Raw genomic sequence first — 16098 nt, forward strand, 5'->3', positions numbered from 1 at the left:
CGGCAGGGCCGGGCCCGTAGCGTGGCCGCATGCCGAAACCTCAGCACATCGTGCACATCACCGAGCGCTCTCTATGGGAGACGGCCCGTGAGTCCGGCACCTACGAGATGTCCACCCGCGGCCGCACACTCCAACAGGAGGGGTTCGTCCACTTCTCCACCCGCGACCAGCTCCCGCGTATCGCGGCCTTCCTCTACAGCGACTACGAGGGCCCCGACGAGTTGGTGGTGCTGGTCGTGGACCCGGCCCGGCTCGATGTCCCGCTGAGGTACGAGGCCATGCCGCCGAACGGCGAGGAGTTCCCGCACGTGTACGGGGCAGTGCCGGTCGAGGCCGTGGTGGGCGTCGAGCCCTGGGGGTGAGCGACAGGGAGGGCTGCGCCGCCGCTTGGTGTTGGTGATGACCGAGGGGCCGGGAGAGCCAGCAGTGAGAGCAGGTCCGCTTAGAGCCCCAGTTCGGAAGACTACGTACGCGGACGCCCGCTGAACTGTGAGGTCGCTGACCTGGCGGGTAGCGGCTACGCCGCCGTGGTTCCTTGGGTGATCTACGTCAGTCAGCATCGATGACCGGCATTGGGCCCGGGAAATCTGGCGGCAGACCGTCCGGAGGAACCGTCCCGCGCGCCATGCCCGCGAGATAAGAGGTGAGGGTCCCCTCGTACTCGCACCAGTCATCGTTATGACCCTCGACCAGCACGGTCCACGACTCGGCGTCCGTGCTTGATGTGCGCCAATAGAAGACGTCACCTTCTGAGGAATCACCCCACGGGAAGAGCCCCCCAGGCTCGGGGAACGGGACGTGACCGTGCGACATACCGGCGTCACGCAGCTCCGCCAAGTTGCGTAGGAGTCCTTGTACCCCGGCGATGAAATACTGCTCTTCTCCGACCGACGGAATGTGCAGGCCCAGGAAGCCGTCGACCGTGAACGGCGGGTAAGCCTCCGCTAGGGCAACGAAGTCCGAGGGTAGGACGGCACCTGTCTCGCGCCGGATGAACTCCCAGTCGATGAGTCGGCGCGCGGCTGACCTGATATCCAGCAAGGCTGGGACAGCTTCTTCCAGTTCGCGCAGACTCACCAGGTCACCTTCCGGGGAGGTTGTTGAGGATCACGCGGCTCTGGCGCAACTCGCCCGGCCAACGGCTGGGACGCCATGATGCCCCAGCACGCTCCGACCCGGCGTATCTGCCGCGACTGCGACGGCTTCGCCACAGTCGCCATCACCACCGGCACCCGCCACGCCGACGGCTCGCGCGTAACGGTCCGCGTCACCTGCCCGACCTGCAAGGGCACCGGTCACTGAGCTACCAGGCTCTCGTGAACGTCGCCGCCGGATGCGGCCTGCGACAGGGGGAGGCCTTCGGCCTGGCCGTGGAAGACGTGAACTTCCTCGGTGGGGTGGTGCACGTGGTCCGGCAAGTCAAGCTGCTGCAGCGTCATCGGCCCGTGTTCGCCCCACCCAAGGGAGGCAAGGAACGCGCTGCGCCCCTGCCTGAGTCGGTGGCCTTCGCGCTGGCTGCGCACCTACATGCGCGCGCTGAGGCACTTCTACGCCTCGGTGCTCCTGGACGCAGGGGAGAGCATCAAGGCTCTCAGTGAGTACCTGGGCCACCATGACCCCGGCTTCACGCTGCGCACGTACACGCACCTGATGCCGACCAGCGAGACCCGCACCCGGACCGCCGTGGATCGCGTGTTCCAGGACGACGAACCCACGGAAGACGGCCCCGAGCCGGCCCAGGTGCGGGATTAGGCCTCTGACCTGCGGTTATCTCAGTACCCGAAGTCCTGCGTCCACCACGGGCCGCCGGAGCCGAAGTGCACACCGACGCCCAGGGTCTTGAAGTCGCAGTTCAGTATGTTGGCGCGGTGGCCGGTGCTGTGCATCCAGGCGTCCATCACCGCCGCCGCGTCGGCCTGCCCGCGGGCTATGTTCTCGCCCCCGAGGCTGGTGATGCCGAGCTTCGCCGCCCGGTCCCACGGCGAGGCGCCGCTGGGGTCGGTGTGGTCGAAGAAGTTCTCGGCGGCCATGGCCTCGCTGAAGTCCTGGGCGAGGCCGGCGAGCGCGCTGCTCGCCGTCAGCGCGCTGCACCCCACCTTCCCCCGCTCCTCGTTGACGAGCCTGAGCACCTCGGCCTCGACGGCGGCCTGCGTGGAGGCGGTGGCCGGGGCCCGGGTTTTCGCCGGGGCCCTGGTGGCGGTCTCCGCCGGCTTGGTCTCCGCCTCCGCCGGCGCCGTGGTCGGCTTCGCCTCCGGCGCCTCCGCCGCCTCGGTGGGCGTGGCCGACGGCCGGTCCGCGGCCGGGGTGGTGGCCGGAGCCGGCTCGGAGGCGGATCGCTGCGGTGGCGCGGACCGGTCGACGTCGCGGCTCGTCGTGGAGCCGCCGGCCGGGCCGCCCGGGGCTGCGCTGCCGGAGGTGCCGCCCTGCGGGCTCTCGCTGTTCGTCGGCGAGCCCGCGGCCTGCACCGAGTCGGCGCCGCCGTCCTTCGGGCCGCCCAGCTTGTAGTTCTCGAGCCCCGGCACCGTGCCGGTGGCGACCGCGACGGTGCCGAGGGCGACCGCGGCGGAGACCCCGAGCAGCCCCGTGCGGACCGGCGTCGTGGCCTTCTTCTTCCGGCGGTGCCCCCGCTCCCGCGGTCCGTCCGCCGGGCTGAAGCCCTCGGCCGGGAAGAGCACGGTGGTCCTGGCGTGGGCGATGCCGTCGTCCGTGTCGAAGAGGTACTCCTGGGACCTGGTGCCGGCGTCGGCGTACAGGTCCGGGTTCAGGTAGGGCGCGATGCCCAGGCGGCCGTCGTCGTCCTGCGGGTGGTTGTCCCACGGATCGCGGTCCTGCTCGTACGAGCCGTGCGTCCGGCTGTCCCCCGTGGCATGGCCCGTGGCGGCGCGGCCGGCGTCCGAGCGTCGGTGGCGTCCCATGTGCTGGCCTTCCTCGTCTCTCTCCGTCGACGCGCGCCCTGAGCCGACGCGGTCAACCCAACTCACTCGATCGAGTGAGTTTCAGATGAGATTCATTGGACCGGGACGGTACCGCATGGCGCGGGAGGCGGAGGTGCCCCGAGAGACATTGGCCGGTTAGGTTGCACCCATGAGCGAGGATGTTCGACTGGTCGCCTGGGTCCGCGGACGCGTCCAGGGAGTGGGTTTCCGCTGGTTCACCCGGGCCAGAGCGCTGGAGATCGGGGGCCTGAGCGGTTTCGCCCTCAACCTGGGTGACGGGCGCGTGCAGGTGGTCGCCGAGGGGGCTCGCGAGGGCTGCCAGAAGCTCCTGGACTGGTTGCAGGGCGGCGACACGCCCGGACGTGTGGACGGTGTCACCGAGATCTGGGACACACCTCGCGGCGGGTACGACGGCTTCGCGATCCGCTGACCGTGTGGCGCGGTGCGGGCCACTGCGGTGGCGGCGGCATCTGCCACCGGCATCCGCCAGAAGGGAAAACCGGCAGGTGGTTGCCAAGAAACGCGCGGCGTGGCAGGCTCCGCACAGCAGGATGATCCGCACGCCCCGAGGGGCCCGCAGGAGATGCAGCGCCACCAGGTTTCCGGTCGCGCGCCCCCGGGACGCCCATGAATACGGGGCGTGATCGTGTTGACCGTCAAACTTTTTGGTGAGACGCTGAAAGCCCGCGCACCTCAGCTGTTTGGCATGGATGTACGGCACCACAACTCAGGCAGTGCCAAGCACCACGGGTGCGAATCCCTCACGACCCACACCGCTTCGGTCGGTCACTCAGTGTGGAGGACCATCCATCATGGCAAAGGCGCTTCTCGGTTACGTCGGCGGCTCCGACCCTCGACTCCTCGCCGAGATGCGACGGCTCCAGCAGCGCGTCCAGGACCTGGAATCCGAGATCGTGCGGATCCAGGCGGAGAACGACGCCCTGACGGCTGCCGCTTCTCACGACAGGATCATGGAGCGCGTCGACGCACACCAGGCGGAGCCTGCGCTCACCTGATCACTGCATCGCACCACGACACAGGGGTTGGTGTCCGTCAACCGCTCAGTTGTCAGAGTTGCAAGGGACGCTTCGGCGTCCCTTCGTTCTTTCCCCGACCCCTCCTGCCCCTTCCCCGCCCTTCTTGCCCTGCCTTGGTCGCCCCCGCGCATCCTTTCAGGGTCTTTAACATTTGGTGTGCCCTGCATGTTCACAGGCGAAACCGCGCGGTTGCGGGGGTTCGTGGAGTGAGGTAGCGGTGGCCGGTAAAGTCCGGCTGCGTGCACCTCAAGGCCCTGACCCTCCGGGGGTTCAAGTCGTTCGCCTCGGCGACCACGCTCCGGTTCGAGCCGGGGATCACGTGCGTCGTCGGTCCGAACGGCTCGGGCAAGTCCAATGTCGTGGACGCGCTCAGCTGGGTCATGGGCGAACAGGGGGCCAAGTCGCTGCGCGGCGGCAAGATGGAGGACGTCATCTTCGCCGGCACCACCGGCCGCCCGCCGCTCGGCCGCGCCGAGGTGTCCCTGACCATCGACAACTCCGACGGGGCCCTGCCCATCGAGTACGCCGAGGTCACCATCACGCGGATCATGTTCCGCAACGGCGGCAGCGAGTACCAGATCAACGGCGACACATGCCGTCTGCTCGACATCCAGGAGCTGCTGTCCGACTCCGGAATCGGCCGCGAGATGCACGTCATCGTCGGCCAGGGCCAGCTCGACTCCGTCCTGCATGCCGACCCCATGGGCCGCCGCGCCTTCATCGAGGAGGCCGCGGGCGTCCTCAAGCACCGCAAGCGCAAGGAGAAGGCGCTCAGGAAACTGGACGCGATGCGGGCCAACCTGGCGCGCGTGCAGGACCTCACCGACGAACTGCGCCGACAGCTCAAGCCACTGGGCCGGCAGGCGGCGGTCGCCCGCAGGGCCGCGGTCATCCAGGCGGACCTGAGGGACGCGCGCCTGCGGCTCCTGGCCGACGACCTGGTCGGCCTGCGCGAGGCCCTGAAGACCGAGGTCGCCGACGAGGCGGCCCTGAAGGAACGCAAGGAGAGCGCCGAGCAGGAGCTGAGGAAGGCCCTCCAGCGCGAGGCCCTGCTCGAGGACGAGGTGCGCCGGCTCGTCCCGCACCTCCAGCGCGCCCAGGAGACCTGGTACGAGCTGTCCCGGCTCGCCGAGCGCGTACGCGGCACCATCTCGCTCGCCGACGCGCGCGTGCAGAGCGCCACCTCCGCGCCCCCCGAGGACCGGCGCGGCCGCGACCCCGAGGAACTGGAACGCGAGGCCGGCCGCGTGCGCGAACAGGAGGCCGAGCTGGAGGCGGCCCTGGAGGCGGCCCGGCGTGCCCTGGACGACACCGTCGCCCACCGCGGCGAGCTGGAGCGGGAACTGGCCGTCGAGGAGCGGCGCCTGAAGGACGTGGCCCGCGCCATCGCCGACCGCCGTGAGGGCCTGGCCCGACTGGGCGGCCAGGTGAACGCGGCACGTTCGCGCGCCGCCTCCGCCCAGGCCGAGATCGAGCGGCTGGCCGCCGCCAGGGACGAGGCCCAGGAACGGGCCGTCCACGCCCAGGAGGAGTACGAGGCACTCAAGGCCGAGGTCGACGGCCTCGACGCGGGCGACGAGGAACTGGCCGGGCGGCACGAGACGGCGAAGGCGGCGCTGGCCGAGGCGGAGGCCGCCCTCACCGCCGCCCGTGAGGCACTCACCGCGGCCGAGCGCAGCCGGGCGGCGACCCGGGCCCGGCACGACGCCCTCGCCCTGGGCCTGCGCCGCAAGGACGGAACGGGCGCCCTGCTCGACGCCAAGGACCGCCTCACCGGCCTGCTGGGCCCCGCCGCCGAACTCCTGACGGTCACCCCCGGCTACGAAACCCCCCTGGCCACCGCATTCGGCACCGCCGCCGACGCCTTGGCCATGACCACCCCCTCCGCGGCGGCCGACGCCCTCCGCCTGCTGCGCAAACAGGACGCGGGCCGAGCAGCGCTGCTTCTCGCGGGCCCCCCACCCGGAACCGTCGACCCGTCCCCGGCCGAGGACGCGGCGGCCGACGCCGGTGACAGCGGTGCGGCGGAAGCCCCGGGTGCCACGACCGGCGGACCGGACGGCGCCGCCGAGTGGGCGGGGTCCGAGGACCGTACCGGCGTACCCGCCGCGGTTCCTGCGGCCGGGCACCGCTTCGCCGCCGAGTTCGTCAACGGTCCCGCTGAGCTGATGGCCGCCGTGCGCCGGCTGCTCCGCCGGATCGTCGTGGTGGGGACGCTGGAGGACGCGGAGGAGCTGGTCCTCGCCCGGCCCGAGCTGACCGCCGTGACCGCCGAAGGAGATCTGCTCGGGGCGTACTTCGCGCAGGGCGGCTCCGCCGGGGCGCCCAGCCTGCTGGAGGTGCAGGCCGCCGTGGACGAGGCCGCCGTCGAGCTGGACCAGCTCGCCGTGCGGTGCGAGGAGCTCACCGAGGAGCAGCGGCGGGCCGCCGAGCGGCGCGGCCGGTGCGCGGCGCTGGTCGAGGAGGTGGGGGAGCGGCGGCGGACCGCCGACCGGGAGAAGTCGGCCGTCGCCCAGCAACTGGGCCGGCTCGCCGGGCAGGCGCGCGGTGCCGCCGGGGAGGCCGAGCGCTCCGCGGCCGCCGCCGCCCGCGCCCAGGAGGCCCTCGACAACGCCCTCCAGCAGGTGGAGGAACTCGCCGAGCGGCTCGCCGTGGCCGAGGAGATGCCGATCGAGGAGGAGCCCGACACCTCCGCACGCGACCGGCTCGCGGCCGACGGCGCCAACGCCCGCCAGACCGAGATGGAGGCCCGTCTCCAGGTCCGTACGCACGAGGAGCGGGTCAAGGGACTCGCCGGCCGGGCCGACTCGCTGGACCGGGCCGCCCGTGCCGAACGCGAGGCACGCGCGCGTGCCGAGCAGCGGCGCGCCCGGCTGCGCCACGAGGCGGAGGTCGCCTCGGCGGTCGCCTCCGGCGCCCGGCAGCTGCTCGCGCACGTCGAGGTCTCCGTGGCCCGCGCCGACCAGGAGCGGGCCGCGGCCGAGGCCGCCAAGACCCGGCGCGAACAGGAGCTGACCGCCGCCCGCGCCGAGGGCCGGGAGCTCAAGGCCGAACTCGACAAGCTGACCGACTCGGTCCACCGGGGCGAGGTGCTCGGTGCCGAGAAGCGGCTGCGCATCGAGCAACTGGAGACCAGGGCGCTGGAGGAACTCGGCGTCGAACCGGCCGGCCTGATGGCGGAGTACGGGCCGCACCAGCTCGTGCCGCCCTCGCCCCCCGCCGAGGGCGAGCAGCTGCCGGAGGACCCGCAGCACCCCCGCAACCGGCCCCGCCCCTACGTGCGCGCCGAGCAGGAGAAGCGACTGAAGGCCGCCGAGCGCGCCTACCAGCAGCTGGGCAAGGTCAACCCGCTGGCCCTGGAGGAGTTCGCGGCGCTGGAGGAACGCCACAAGTTCCTCAGCGAGCAGCTCGAGGACCTCAAGAAGACCCGCGCCGACCTGCTCCACGTCGTCAAGGAGGTGGACGAACGCGTCGAGCAGGTCTTCACCGAGGCCTACCGGGACACCGCCCGCGAGTTCGAGGGCGTCTTCGGCCGGCTCTTCCCGGGCGGCGAGGGCCGGCTCGTGCTGACCGACCCCGACAACATGCTCACCACGGGCGTGGACGTCGAGGCGCGCCCGCCGGGCAAGAAGGTCAAGCGGCTGTCCCTGCTGTCCGGCGGCGAGCGGTCGCTGACCGCCGTTGCGCTGCTCGTGTCGATCTTCAAGGCCCGCCCCAGCCCCTTCTACGTCATGGACGAGGTCGAGGCCGCACTCGACGACACCAACCTCCAGCGGCTGATCCGGATCATGCAGGAGCTCCAGGAGGCCTCGCAGCTGATCGTGATCACGCACCAGAAGCGCACGATGGAGGTCGCCGACGCGCTCTACGGCGTGTCCATGCAGGGCGACGGCGTGTCGAAGGTCATCAGCCAGCGCCTGCGGTAGCGCCGTGCTCTCCCTCCCGTCCCTCTGCCCTTCATGAAGGAGACGAAGGGCAGGACGCTGGAGGAGATGGGGCAACCCGCTCCGTACCGACTTCCCGCTGCCCGGGCTCGCGCACCGACCCGAGGCGTGAGCCGGGGAGGCACGCGCTCGTGAGGGCGCGCCGCGCCCCCCGGGCAGGGCGCCCACGGGCCCGGTGTCCAGGGGCACGCGGCCCCGTCCGACTACCCCTGACCGCCCGGCCGGTCACGCATACTGGACAGGTTATGGAAACCATCATCCTTGCTGTAGTTATCGCCGTGGTGGTGCTCAGCGCGCTCGGCGGGCTCATCGTCGGCAGCCGACGGAGGAAGCCGCCGCCCCCGCCGCCGCCCTCGGCGCCCGACATCACCGCCCCTCCGGCCGAGCCACACGTCGGCGAGGAGGCAGAAACGCCGCGGGAGGAGCCGCGGCGGACGATCGAGGAGGTGGACCTCCCCGACGGCTCGGCTCCCGTCGCCGTCGAGGAGGCGCCCGTCGAGGAGCTTCCGGCACCCCCGATCGAGGTGCCCGAGCCCACCGCAGGCCGTCTGGTGCGGCTGCGCGCCCGCCTCTCCCGTTCGCAGAACGCCCTGGGCAAGGGCCTGCTCATCCTGCTGTCCCGCGAGAACCTCGACGACGACACGTGGGAGGAGATCGAGGACACCCTGCTCACCGCCGACGTCGGTGTGCAGCCCACCCAGGAGCTGGTCGACCGGCTGCGCGAGCGCGTACGCGTGCTCGGCACCCGCACCCCCGAGGAGCTGCGCGGACTGCTGCACGAGGAGCTCCTCACGCTGATCGGCCCCGACATGGACCGCACGGTGAAGACCGAGCCGGCCACCAGCAAGCCGGGCATCGTGATGGTCGTCGGTGTCAACGGCACCGGCAAGACGACGACGACCGGCAAGCTCGCCCGCGTCCTGGTCGCCGACGGCCGCAGCGTCGTGCTGGGCGCCGCCGACACCTTCCGCGCGGCCGCCGCCGACCAGCTCCAGACCTGGGGCGAACGGGTCGGCGCCCACACCGTGCGCGGCCCGGAGGCCGGCGACCCCGCCTCCGTCGCCTTCGACGCGGTGAAGGAGGGCAAGGAGATGGGCGCCGACGTGGTGCTCATCGACACCGCCGGCCGTCTGCACACCAAGACCGGCCTCATGGACGAGCTGGGCAAGGTCAAGCGCGTCGTGGAGAAGCACGCGCCGCTCGACGAGGTGCTGCTCGTGCTCGACGCGACCACCGGCCAGAACGGCCTGGTCCAGGCCCGCGTCTTCGCCGAGGTCGTCGACATCACCGGCATCGTCCTCACCAAGCTGGACGGCACGGCCAAGGGCGGCATCGTGGTCGCCGTCCAGCGTGAGCTGGGCGTGCCGGTCAAGCTGGTCGGCCTCGGTGAGGGCCCCGACGATCTGGCCCCCTTCGAACCGAAGGCCTTCGTCGACGCCCTCATCGGCGACTGACCCCCACCCTCCCCAGCGCCCGCCCCGGTCCCACCGGGGCGGGCGCTTCCGTTGAGGAAACCCCCCGCCGAGCCGGCCCACAGGACAGGCCCCGGCCCCGACCGTCACCACCGACGAGCGCCGGTGCCGCGGCCACGTCCCATACCGGGACGCCCCGGCAGCCCGCCCCGTGCCGGCATGCGCGACCCTTCCGACGCGGCCGTATTCGCGGTGGGTGCGGGGTGGGGGTGCGGGTGCGAGGGCGGCCCGGTTCCGGGGATGGTGCGCCGCGACGGTCTCAGGCCGTCATGCCCGTGACCGGTGGGCCACGTAGGCCAGGGTGCCCAGGAGGAGGCGGGCCTGGGGCGGCTTGGCCGTGTCGAGGGCCGGTGGGCGGAGCCACCGGACCGGGCCGCGGCCGCCGCGGTCGGACGGCGGGGCCGTGAGGAACGTGCCGGGCCCGAGGCCGCGCAGGTCGAGGGCGGCGGGATCGTCCCAGCCCAGGCGGTAGAGCAGGGCGGGCAGCTCGGCGGCGGCACCGGGGGCGACGAAGAAGTGGGCTCGGCCGTCCGGGGTGGCGGTCACCGGGCCGAGCGGGAGGCCCATGCGCTCCAGCCGGGCCAGGGCACGGCGCCCGGCGGGCTCGGCGACCTCGATGGCGTCGAACACGCGGCCGACGGCCAGCATCACCGCGGCCCCTGGCAGCTCCCGCCACGCCCTGGTCACCTCGTCGAGCGTGGACCCGGCCGGGATCCCGGGCGCGAACTCCAGGGGGTGGGCGCCCGGAGCCGGGCAGTTCGTCCGCCCGCAGGAACAGGCGCCGCCGACGGCCCGCGCGCCCCGCACCACGTCCCAGCCCCACAGTCCGGTGTACTCGGCCACCGCCGTGCACTCCGACGAGCGGTACGACCGGCCGCGTCGCCGCGCGCCGGAGCGGATCTCGCGCATCCCGCCGATCGTGAAGCCCATGCCCCCTCCAACGGGTCCACCGCCCCGATGGTTACGAGGCGGATGCCGATCGTCACTCTCTGTTTCCGCTCCACCCCGGCCGTGCGGGGTCCTTACGGCGTGCCGCAGCCCCGCGGGTGGTGCGTCCGGCGGCGTGCGCCCTGGCGTGCACCGCTCCACTCGCCCGTGCCTGTCCTATGTCAAGTGAATCGCGCGCGGACCATCAAGGGTTCATTCGAAGGGGTGGCGAATGGTGGCGTTTCAGCGATCCCTGTGGTTGAGCGGGTGATCGTAGGATTACTGTGAGTGTGCGAGGCCTGGGGGCACATGCACTTGTGGGTATGCCGCAGGCAAGTCGGCAGTCGGTTCGAAGGGTGAGAATCGGCGGACGAACGGCCTTGTTGACCGGCATTCTGATAGGGCTTGGCCCACCAAGCGACAAGTGGTCTCAGGACAAGTGGTCTCAGGAATGGGGGCGTTCCAGTGAGCGGCAACGGCGAAAGCGGCACGGGCGCTGCGAGCGCGGACAAGCGCCCGAACGAGCTGCTCGCCTCGTGGTTCGCACGCAGCGGCTGGTCCAAGGGCGAGCTCGCCCGCCAGGTCAACCGCCGCGCCCGCCAGCTGGGCGCCAACCACATCTCCACCGACACCTCGCGCGTCAGGCGGTGGCTGGACGGCGAGAACCCGCGCGAGCCGATCCCCAGAATCCTCTCGGAGCTCTTCTCCGAGCGCTTCGGCTGCGTCGTCGCCGTGGAGGACCTCGGCCTGCGCACCGCGCGCCCGACCCCCTCCGCCACCGGTGTCGACCTGCCCTGGACGGGCCCGCAGACCGTGGCCCTGCTCAGCGAGTTCTCGCGCAGCGACCTGATGCTGGCGCGGCGCGGCTTCCTCGGAACCTCGCTGACGTTGTCCGCGGGCCCGTCCCTCATCGAGCCGCTCCAGCGCTGGCTCGTGCCCGTGCCCCCGGCCCCCGCCGAGGAGCCCGAGCCGCAGACCGCCTCCCGCCGCCCCGGCCGGCTGTCCCGGCCCGAGCTGGAGCTGCTGGAGACCACCACCGTGATGTTCCGGCAGTGGGACGCCCAGTGCGGCGGCGGCCTGCGCCGCAAGGCCGTCGTCGGCCAGTTGCACGAGGTGACGGACCTTCTCCAGGAGTCCCAGCCGGAGGCCACCGGCCGCCGGCTGTTCAAGGTCGCCGCGGAACTCGCCGAGCTGGCCGGCTGGATGAGCTACGACGTGGGACTCCAGCCCACCGCCCAGAAGTACTTCGTCCTCGCCCTGCACGCAGCCAAGGAAGCCGGCGACAAGCCGCTCGGTTCCTATGTCCTGTCCAGCATGAGCCGCCAGATGATCCACCTCGGCCGCCCCGAGGACGCCCTGGAGCTCATCCACCTCGCGCAGTACGGCAGCCGCGACTGCGCGAGCCCGCGCACCCAGTCCATGCTGTACGCGCTGGAGGCCCGTGCCTACGCCAACATGGGCCAGCCCGGCAAGTGCAAGCGCGCCGTGCGCATGGCCGAGGACGTCTTCGCCGACGCCGAGGACTGGGACGAGCCCGACCCCGACTGGATCCGCTTCTTCTCCGAGGCCGAGCTGTACGGCGAGAACTCCCACTCCTTCCGCGACCTCGCCTATGTCGCCGGCCGCAGTCCCACCTACGCCTCGCTGGCGGAACCGTTGATGCGGAAGGCGGTGGACAAGTTCGCCGAGGACCGCGAACACCAGCGGTCGTACGCCCTGAACCTCATCGGCATGGCGACGGTCCACCTGCTCCAGCGCGAGCCCGAGCAGAGCACCGAGTACGCGCGGCAGGCCATGAGGGTCGCCAAGAAGGTCCGCTCCGAGCGCGTGAACACCCGTATCCGCAAGACCGTCGACAACGCCGTCCGCGGCTACGGCGACCTCGCGGACGTCATCGACCTGACCGAACAGCTCGCCGCCGAACTCTCCGAGACCGCCGAGGCCGTCTGACGGCGCCTCCCCGACCCCGGCCGCGGCCGGCCCTCCCGAACTGCCCGACTCGGCTCCCCCATGCCTGGTCATCGGAAGGCCGCCCGCGGCCGGCCTGTTTCCTGCCCGCGACGCACGGGCACGTCAGCACGCCCTTCACCGGTTCGTAACACAGCAGACCTCTTCGTCACCCCGGCGAAACGACAAGAGGCGGCCACCGAAACCGCGCCGCGTCAGTCTCGTGGCACGGTCGGCCGGCCAACGCCTCGCCGACCGGGCCACGCACGGCTTCGCCCGGCCGCCCGCACGGGGCCGTACCGACCGACGAGGAGACGCCGATGGCACAAGCCGCCATCCTGCTGGCGGCGGACGCGCCCAAACTGTCGTCCGCCAACACCGGCTTCATGCTCATCTGTTCCGCCCTGGTGATGCTGATGACCCCCGGTCTGGCCTTCTTCTACGGAGGCATGGTCCGGGTCAAGAGCGCGCTGAACATGCTGATGATGAGCTTCATCAGCCTCGGCGTCGTCACCGTCCTGTGGGTGCTCTACGGCTTCTCGACGGCCTTCGGCGCCGACCGGGGCTCGCTCGTCGGCTGGACCCCCGGCTTCGTCGGCTTCAGCGGCATCGGCAAGACCGAGCTGTGGCCCGGACACACCATCCCGGTCTTCGTCTTCGCCGTCTTCCAGCTGATGTTCGCGATCATCACCCCGGCCCTGATCAGCGGAGCCCTGGCCGACCGGGTCAAGTTCGGCGCCTGGACGCTGTTCCTGGTGCTGTGGGTCACCGTCGTGTACTTCCCGATCGCCCACTGGGTCTGGGGCCCCGGCGGCTGGGCCGGTGAACTCGGCGTGATCGACTTCGCGGGCGGCACCGCCGTCCACATCAACGCCGGCGCGGCGGCACTCGGCGTGATCCTGGTCATCGGCAGGCGCAGGGGCTTCAAGAAGGACCCGATGCGCCCGCACAGCCTCCCGCTGGTCATGCTCGGCGCGGGCCTGCTGTGGTTCGGCTGGTTCGGCTTCAACGCCGGCTCCTGGCTCGGCAACGACGACGGTGTCGGCCCGCTGATGTTCGTCAACACCCAGGTCGCCACCGGCACCGCCATGCTCGCCTGGCTCGCCTACGAGAAGATCCGGCACGGCGCGTTCACCACCCTCGGAGCGGCCTCCGGCGCGGTCGCCGGCCTGGTCGCGATCACCCCGTCCGGCGGTGCCGTCTCCCCCCTCGGCGCGATGGCCGTGGGTGCCGTCGCCGGCGTCCTGTGCGCCATGGCGGTCGGCCTGAAGTACCGGTTCGGCTACGACGACTCCCTCGACGTGGTCGGCGTCCACCTGGTCGGCGGAGTCGTCGGCTCCCTGCTGATCGGCTTCTTCGCCAGCGGCAGGGGCCAGTCCGCCGTCCGGGGCCTGTTCTACGGCGGCGGCATGGAGCAGTTCTGGAAGCAGTGCGCCGGTGTCCTCGCCGTCCTCGCCTACTCCCTGATCGCCTCCGCGGTCCTCGCCCTCCTCCTGGACCGGAGCATCGGCATGCGGGTCACCGAGGACGAGGAGATCTCCGGCATCGACCAGGCCGAGCACGCCGAGACCGCGTACGACCTGACCGGCGCGGGCGGCGGAGTCCCCGTCGCCGTCGGCGCCCCGGCCCTGGCCGCCGCGCAGATCAGGAGGGCCGCCACGCGGAGTGGGAAGGTGGACGCGTGAAGCTCATCACCGCCGTGGTCAAGCCCCACCGGCTCGACGAGATCAAGGAGGCCCTCCAGTCGTTCGGGGTCAGCGGCCTCACCGTCACCGAGGCGAGCGGTCACGGACGTCAGCGCGGCCACACCGAGGTCTACCGCGGAGCCGAGTACACCGTCGACCTGGTGCCCAAGGTCCGCATCGAGGTGCTCGCCGAGGACGACGAAGCCGAGCAGCTGATCGAGGTCATCGTCAACGCCGCCCGCACGGGCAAGATCGGCGACGGAAAGGTCTGGTCCCTGCCGGTCGAGACGGCGGTCCGGGTCCGCACCGGTGAGCGCGGCCCGGACGCGCTCTGAACGACGCGAGGACAGGAGCCGCCGGTGACCGGTGCGGACGTGCGGCCTCCCGGCACGCCACTCCCGGCCGACGAGGCGGCTTCGGCGGCCCGCGAGCCGGAGGAGTGGCCGCGGGCGTGACCGTGTCCCCGCCCGCCGCAATCAGCGGTCGGGGAGGATTTCCTTGCCGGGCCGGATACCCTGGAAGGCGCTCAGACTGCCGACCCCGATCCGAGGACCGACGCCGCCGTGTTCGATACTCTCTCCGACCGCCTCAGCGCGACCTTCAAAAACCTCCGCGGAAAAGGCAGGCTGAGCGAAGCGGACATCGACGCCACGGCGCGCGAGATCCGCATCGCGCTGCTCGAGGCCGACGTCGCCCTCCCCGTCGTCCGTTCGTTCATCAAGAACGTCAAGGAGCGCGCTCTCGGGTCCGACGTCTCCAAGGCGCTGAACCCCGCCCAGCAGGTCCTCAAGATCGTCAACGACGAGCTGGTCACGATCCTGGGCGGTGAGACCCGCCGCCTGCGCTTCGCCAAGCAGCCCCCCACCGTGATCATGCTCGCCGGTCTCCAGGGTGCCGGTAAGACCACCCTCGCGGGCAAGCTCGGCAAGTGGCTCCAGGAGCAGGGCCACTCCCCGCTGCTCGTCGCCTGCGACCTCCAGCGTCCGAACGCCGTCAACCAGCTCAGCGTCGTCGCCGAGCGCGCCGGCGTCGCCGTGTACGCGCCCGAGCCGGGCAACGGCGTGGGCGACCCGGTCAAGGTCGCCAAGGACTCCATCGAGTACGCGCGGACCCAGGTCCACGACATCGTGATCGTGGACACCGCCGGCCGCCTCGGCATCGACCAGGACATGATGCGGCAGGCGGCGGACATCAGGGACGTCGTCAGCCCCGACGAGATCCTGTTCGTCGTCGACGCGATGATCGGTCAGGACGCCGTCAACACCGCCGAGGCCTTCCGCGACGGCGTCGGCTTCGACGGCGTGGTGCTGTCCAAGCTCGACGGTGACGCCCGCGGTGGCGCGGCCCTGTCGATCCGGCAGATCACCGGCAAGCCGATCATGTTCGCGTCCAACGGTGAGAAGCTCGACGACTTCGACGCCTTCCACCCGGACCGGATGGCCTCCCGCATCCTCGACATGGGTGACCTGCTCACCCTGATCGAGCAGGCGGAGAAGACGTTCAGCCAGGAAGAGGCCGAGAAGATGGCCTCCAAGCTGGCGTCCAAGAAGGGCCAGGACTTCACCCTGGACGACTTCCTGGCCCAGATGGAGCAGGTCAGGAAGATGGGGTCGATCTCCAAGCTTCTCGGCATGCTGCCCGGCATGGGCCAGATCAAGGACCAGATCAACAACATCGACGAGCGGGACGTCGACCGTACGGCCGCGATCATCAAGTCGATGACCCCGGGCGAGCGCCAGGACCCGACGATCATCAACGGCTCGCGCCGCGCCCGTATCGCCAGGGGTTCCGGTGTCGAGGTGAGCGCCGTCAAGAACTTGGTCGAACGCTTTTTCGAGGCCAGGAAGATGATGTCCCGCATGGCCCAGGGCGGCGGGATGCCCGGCATCCCGGGCATGGGCGGCGGCCCCGGCCGGACCAAGAAGCAGCCGAAGAAGGCCAAGGGCAAGCAGCGCTCCGGGAACCCGATGAAGCGCAAGCAGCAGGAGCAGGAGGATGCGGCCCGCCGCGCCGCCGCTCAGGCCGGCGGCGCCCTCGGGCTGCCGCAGCAGGGCGGCCAGGACTTCGAGCTTCCGGACGAGTTCAAGAAGTTCATGGGCTGACGCCCACCCCGGACGCCGTACGGTACGCATCTGTCACCCGTACGGCGT

12 protein-coding genes and 1 pseudogene are annotated in these 16098 nt (G+C 71.5%); 10 read left to right on the top strand and 3 right to left on the bottom strand.

Annotated features, from left to right (window positions below):
• Positions 1-29: 29 nt before the first annotated feature.
• A complete protein-coding gene (locus ACTYVM_RS27150; RefSeq protein ID WP_445528471.1) occupies positions 30-362 on the top strand; it encodes a DUF952 domain-containing protein in 333 nt (110 codons plus the stop codon).
• 187 nt (positions 363-549) lie between these two features.
• On the opposite strand, the gene ACTYVM_RS27155 is transcribed toward ACTYVM_RS27150, so the two are convergent.
• A complete protein-coding gene (locus tag ACTYVM_RS27155; protein WP_445528472.1) occupies positions 550-1077 on the bottom strand; it encodes a hypothetical protein in 528 nt (175 codons plus the stop codon).
• Between the two features lie 227 nt (positions 1078-1304).
• Here ACTYVM_RS27155 and ACTYVM_RS27160 point away from each other — a divergent pair.
• Positions 1305-1752 (top strand): annotated as a pseudogene (locus ACTYVM_RS27160) (site-specific integrase); the annotation flags it as partial.
• Between the two features lie 20 nt (positions 1753-1772).
• Here the strand turns inward: ACTYVM_RS27160 and ACTYVM_RS27165 are convergent.
• A complete protein-coding gene (locus ACTYVM_RS27165; RefSeq protein ID WP_445528473.1) occupies positions 1773-2915 on the bottom strand; it encodes a CAP domain-containing protein in 1143 nt (380 codons plus the stop codon).
• 169 nt (positions 2916-3084) lie between these two features.
• Here ACTYVM_RS27165 and ACTYVM_RS27170 point away from each other — a divergent pair, with 169 nt between their 5' ends.
• The 4 genes from ACTYVM_RS27170 (at position 3085) to ftsY (ending at position 9371) form a co-directional block, all read left to right on the top strand.
• Entirely contained in the window at positions 3085-3366 is a 282-nt protein-coding gene (locus tag ACTYVM_RS27170) for an acylphosphatase (RefSeq protein WP_361416386.1), read from the top strand.
• 382 nt (positions 3367-3748) lie between these two features.
• Positions 3749-3952 (top strand): hypothetical protein, encoded by a 204-nt coding sequence (locus ACTYVM_RS27175; protein ID WP_361297589.1) that lies wholly within the window; start codon positions 3749-3751, stop codon positions 3950-3952.
• A 260-nt stretch (positions 3953-4212) separates the two neighbouring features.
• On the top strand, positions 4213-7899 hold the full coding sequence (locus ACTYVM_RS27180) for an AAA family ATPase (protein WP_445528474.1): 3687 nt from the start codon (positions 4213-4215) through the stop codon (positions 7897-7899).
• 263 nt (positions 7900-8162) lie between these two features.
• Positions 8163-9371 carry a signal recognition particle-docking protein FtsY gene (gene ftsY, locus ACTYVM_RS27185; protein ID WP_445528475.1) on the top strand — a complete coding sequence of 403 codons (1209 nt, stop codon included), beginning with the start codon at positions 8163-8165 and terminating at the stop codon, positions 9369-9371.
• Positions 9372-9656: 285 nt separating this feature from the next.
• Here ftsY and ACTYVM_RS27190 read toward each other — a convergent pair whose 3' ends face one another.
• Positions 9657-10319, bottom strand: coding sequence for a bifunctional DNA primase/polymerase (locus ACTYVM_RS27190; protein ID WP_445528476.1), 663 nt, complete (start codon positions 10317-10319; stop codon positions 9657-9659).
• Positions 10320-10781: 462 nt separating this feature from the next.
• Here ACTYVM_RS27190 and nsdA point away from each other — a divergent pair, with 462 nt between their 5' ends.
• The 4 genes from nsdA (at position 10782) to ffh (ending at position 16050) form a co-directional block, all read left to right on the top strand.
• Entirely contained in the window at positions 10782-12266 is a 1485-nt protein-coding gene (gene nsdA, locus ACTYVM_RS27195) for a transcriptional repressor NsdA (RefSeq protein ID WP_445528477.1), read from the top strand.
• Positions 12267-12583: 317 nt separating this feature from the next.
• On the top strand, positions 12584-13948 hold the full coding sequence (locus ACTYVM_RS27200) for an ammonium transporter (protein ID WP_445528478.1): 1365 nt from the start codon (positions 12584-12586) through the stop codon (positions 13946-13948).
• Entirely contained in the window at positions 13945-14283 is a 339-nt protein-coding gene (locus ACTYVM_RS27205) for a P-II family nitrogen regulator (RefSeq protein ID WP_400034702.1), read from the top strand. Before ACTYVM_RS27200 ends, ACTYVM_RS27205 begins: the two co-directional genes overlap by 4 nt.
• 228 nt (positions 14284-14511) lie before the next feature.
• Positions 14512-16050 carry a signal recognition particle protein gene (ffh, locus tag ACTYVM_RS27210; RefSeq protein ID WP_445528479.1) on the top strand — a complete coding sequence of 513 codons (1539 nt, stop codon included), beginning with the start codon at positions 14512-14514 and terminating at the stop codon, positions 16048-16050.
• Positions 16051-16098 lie beyond the last annotated feature (48 nt).

This window comes from Streptomyces cyslabdanicus (assembly GCF_052663305.1).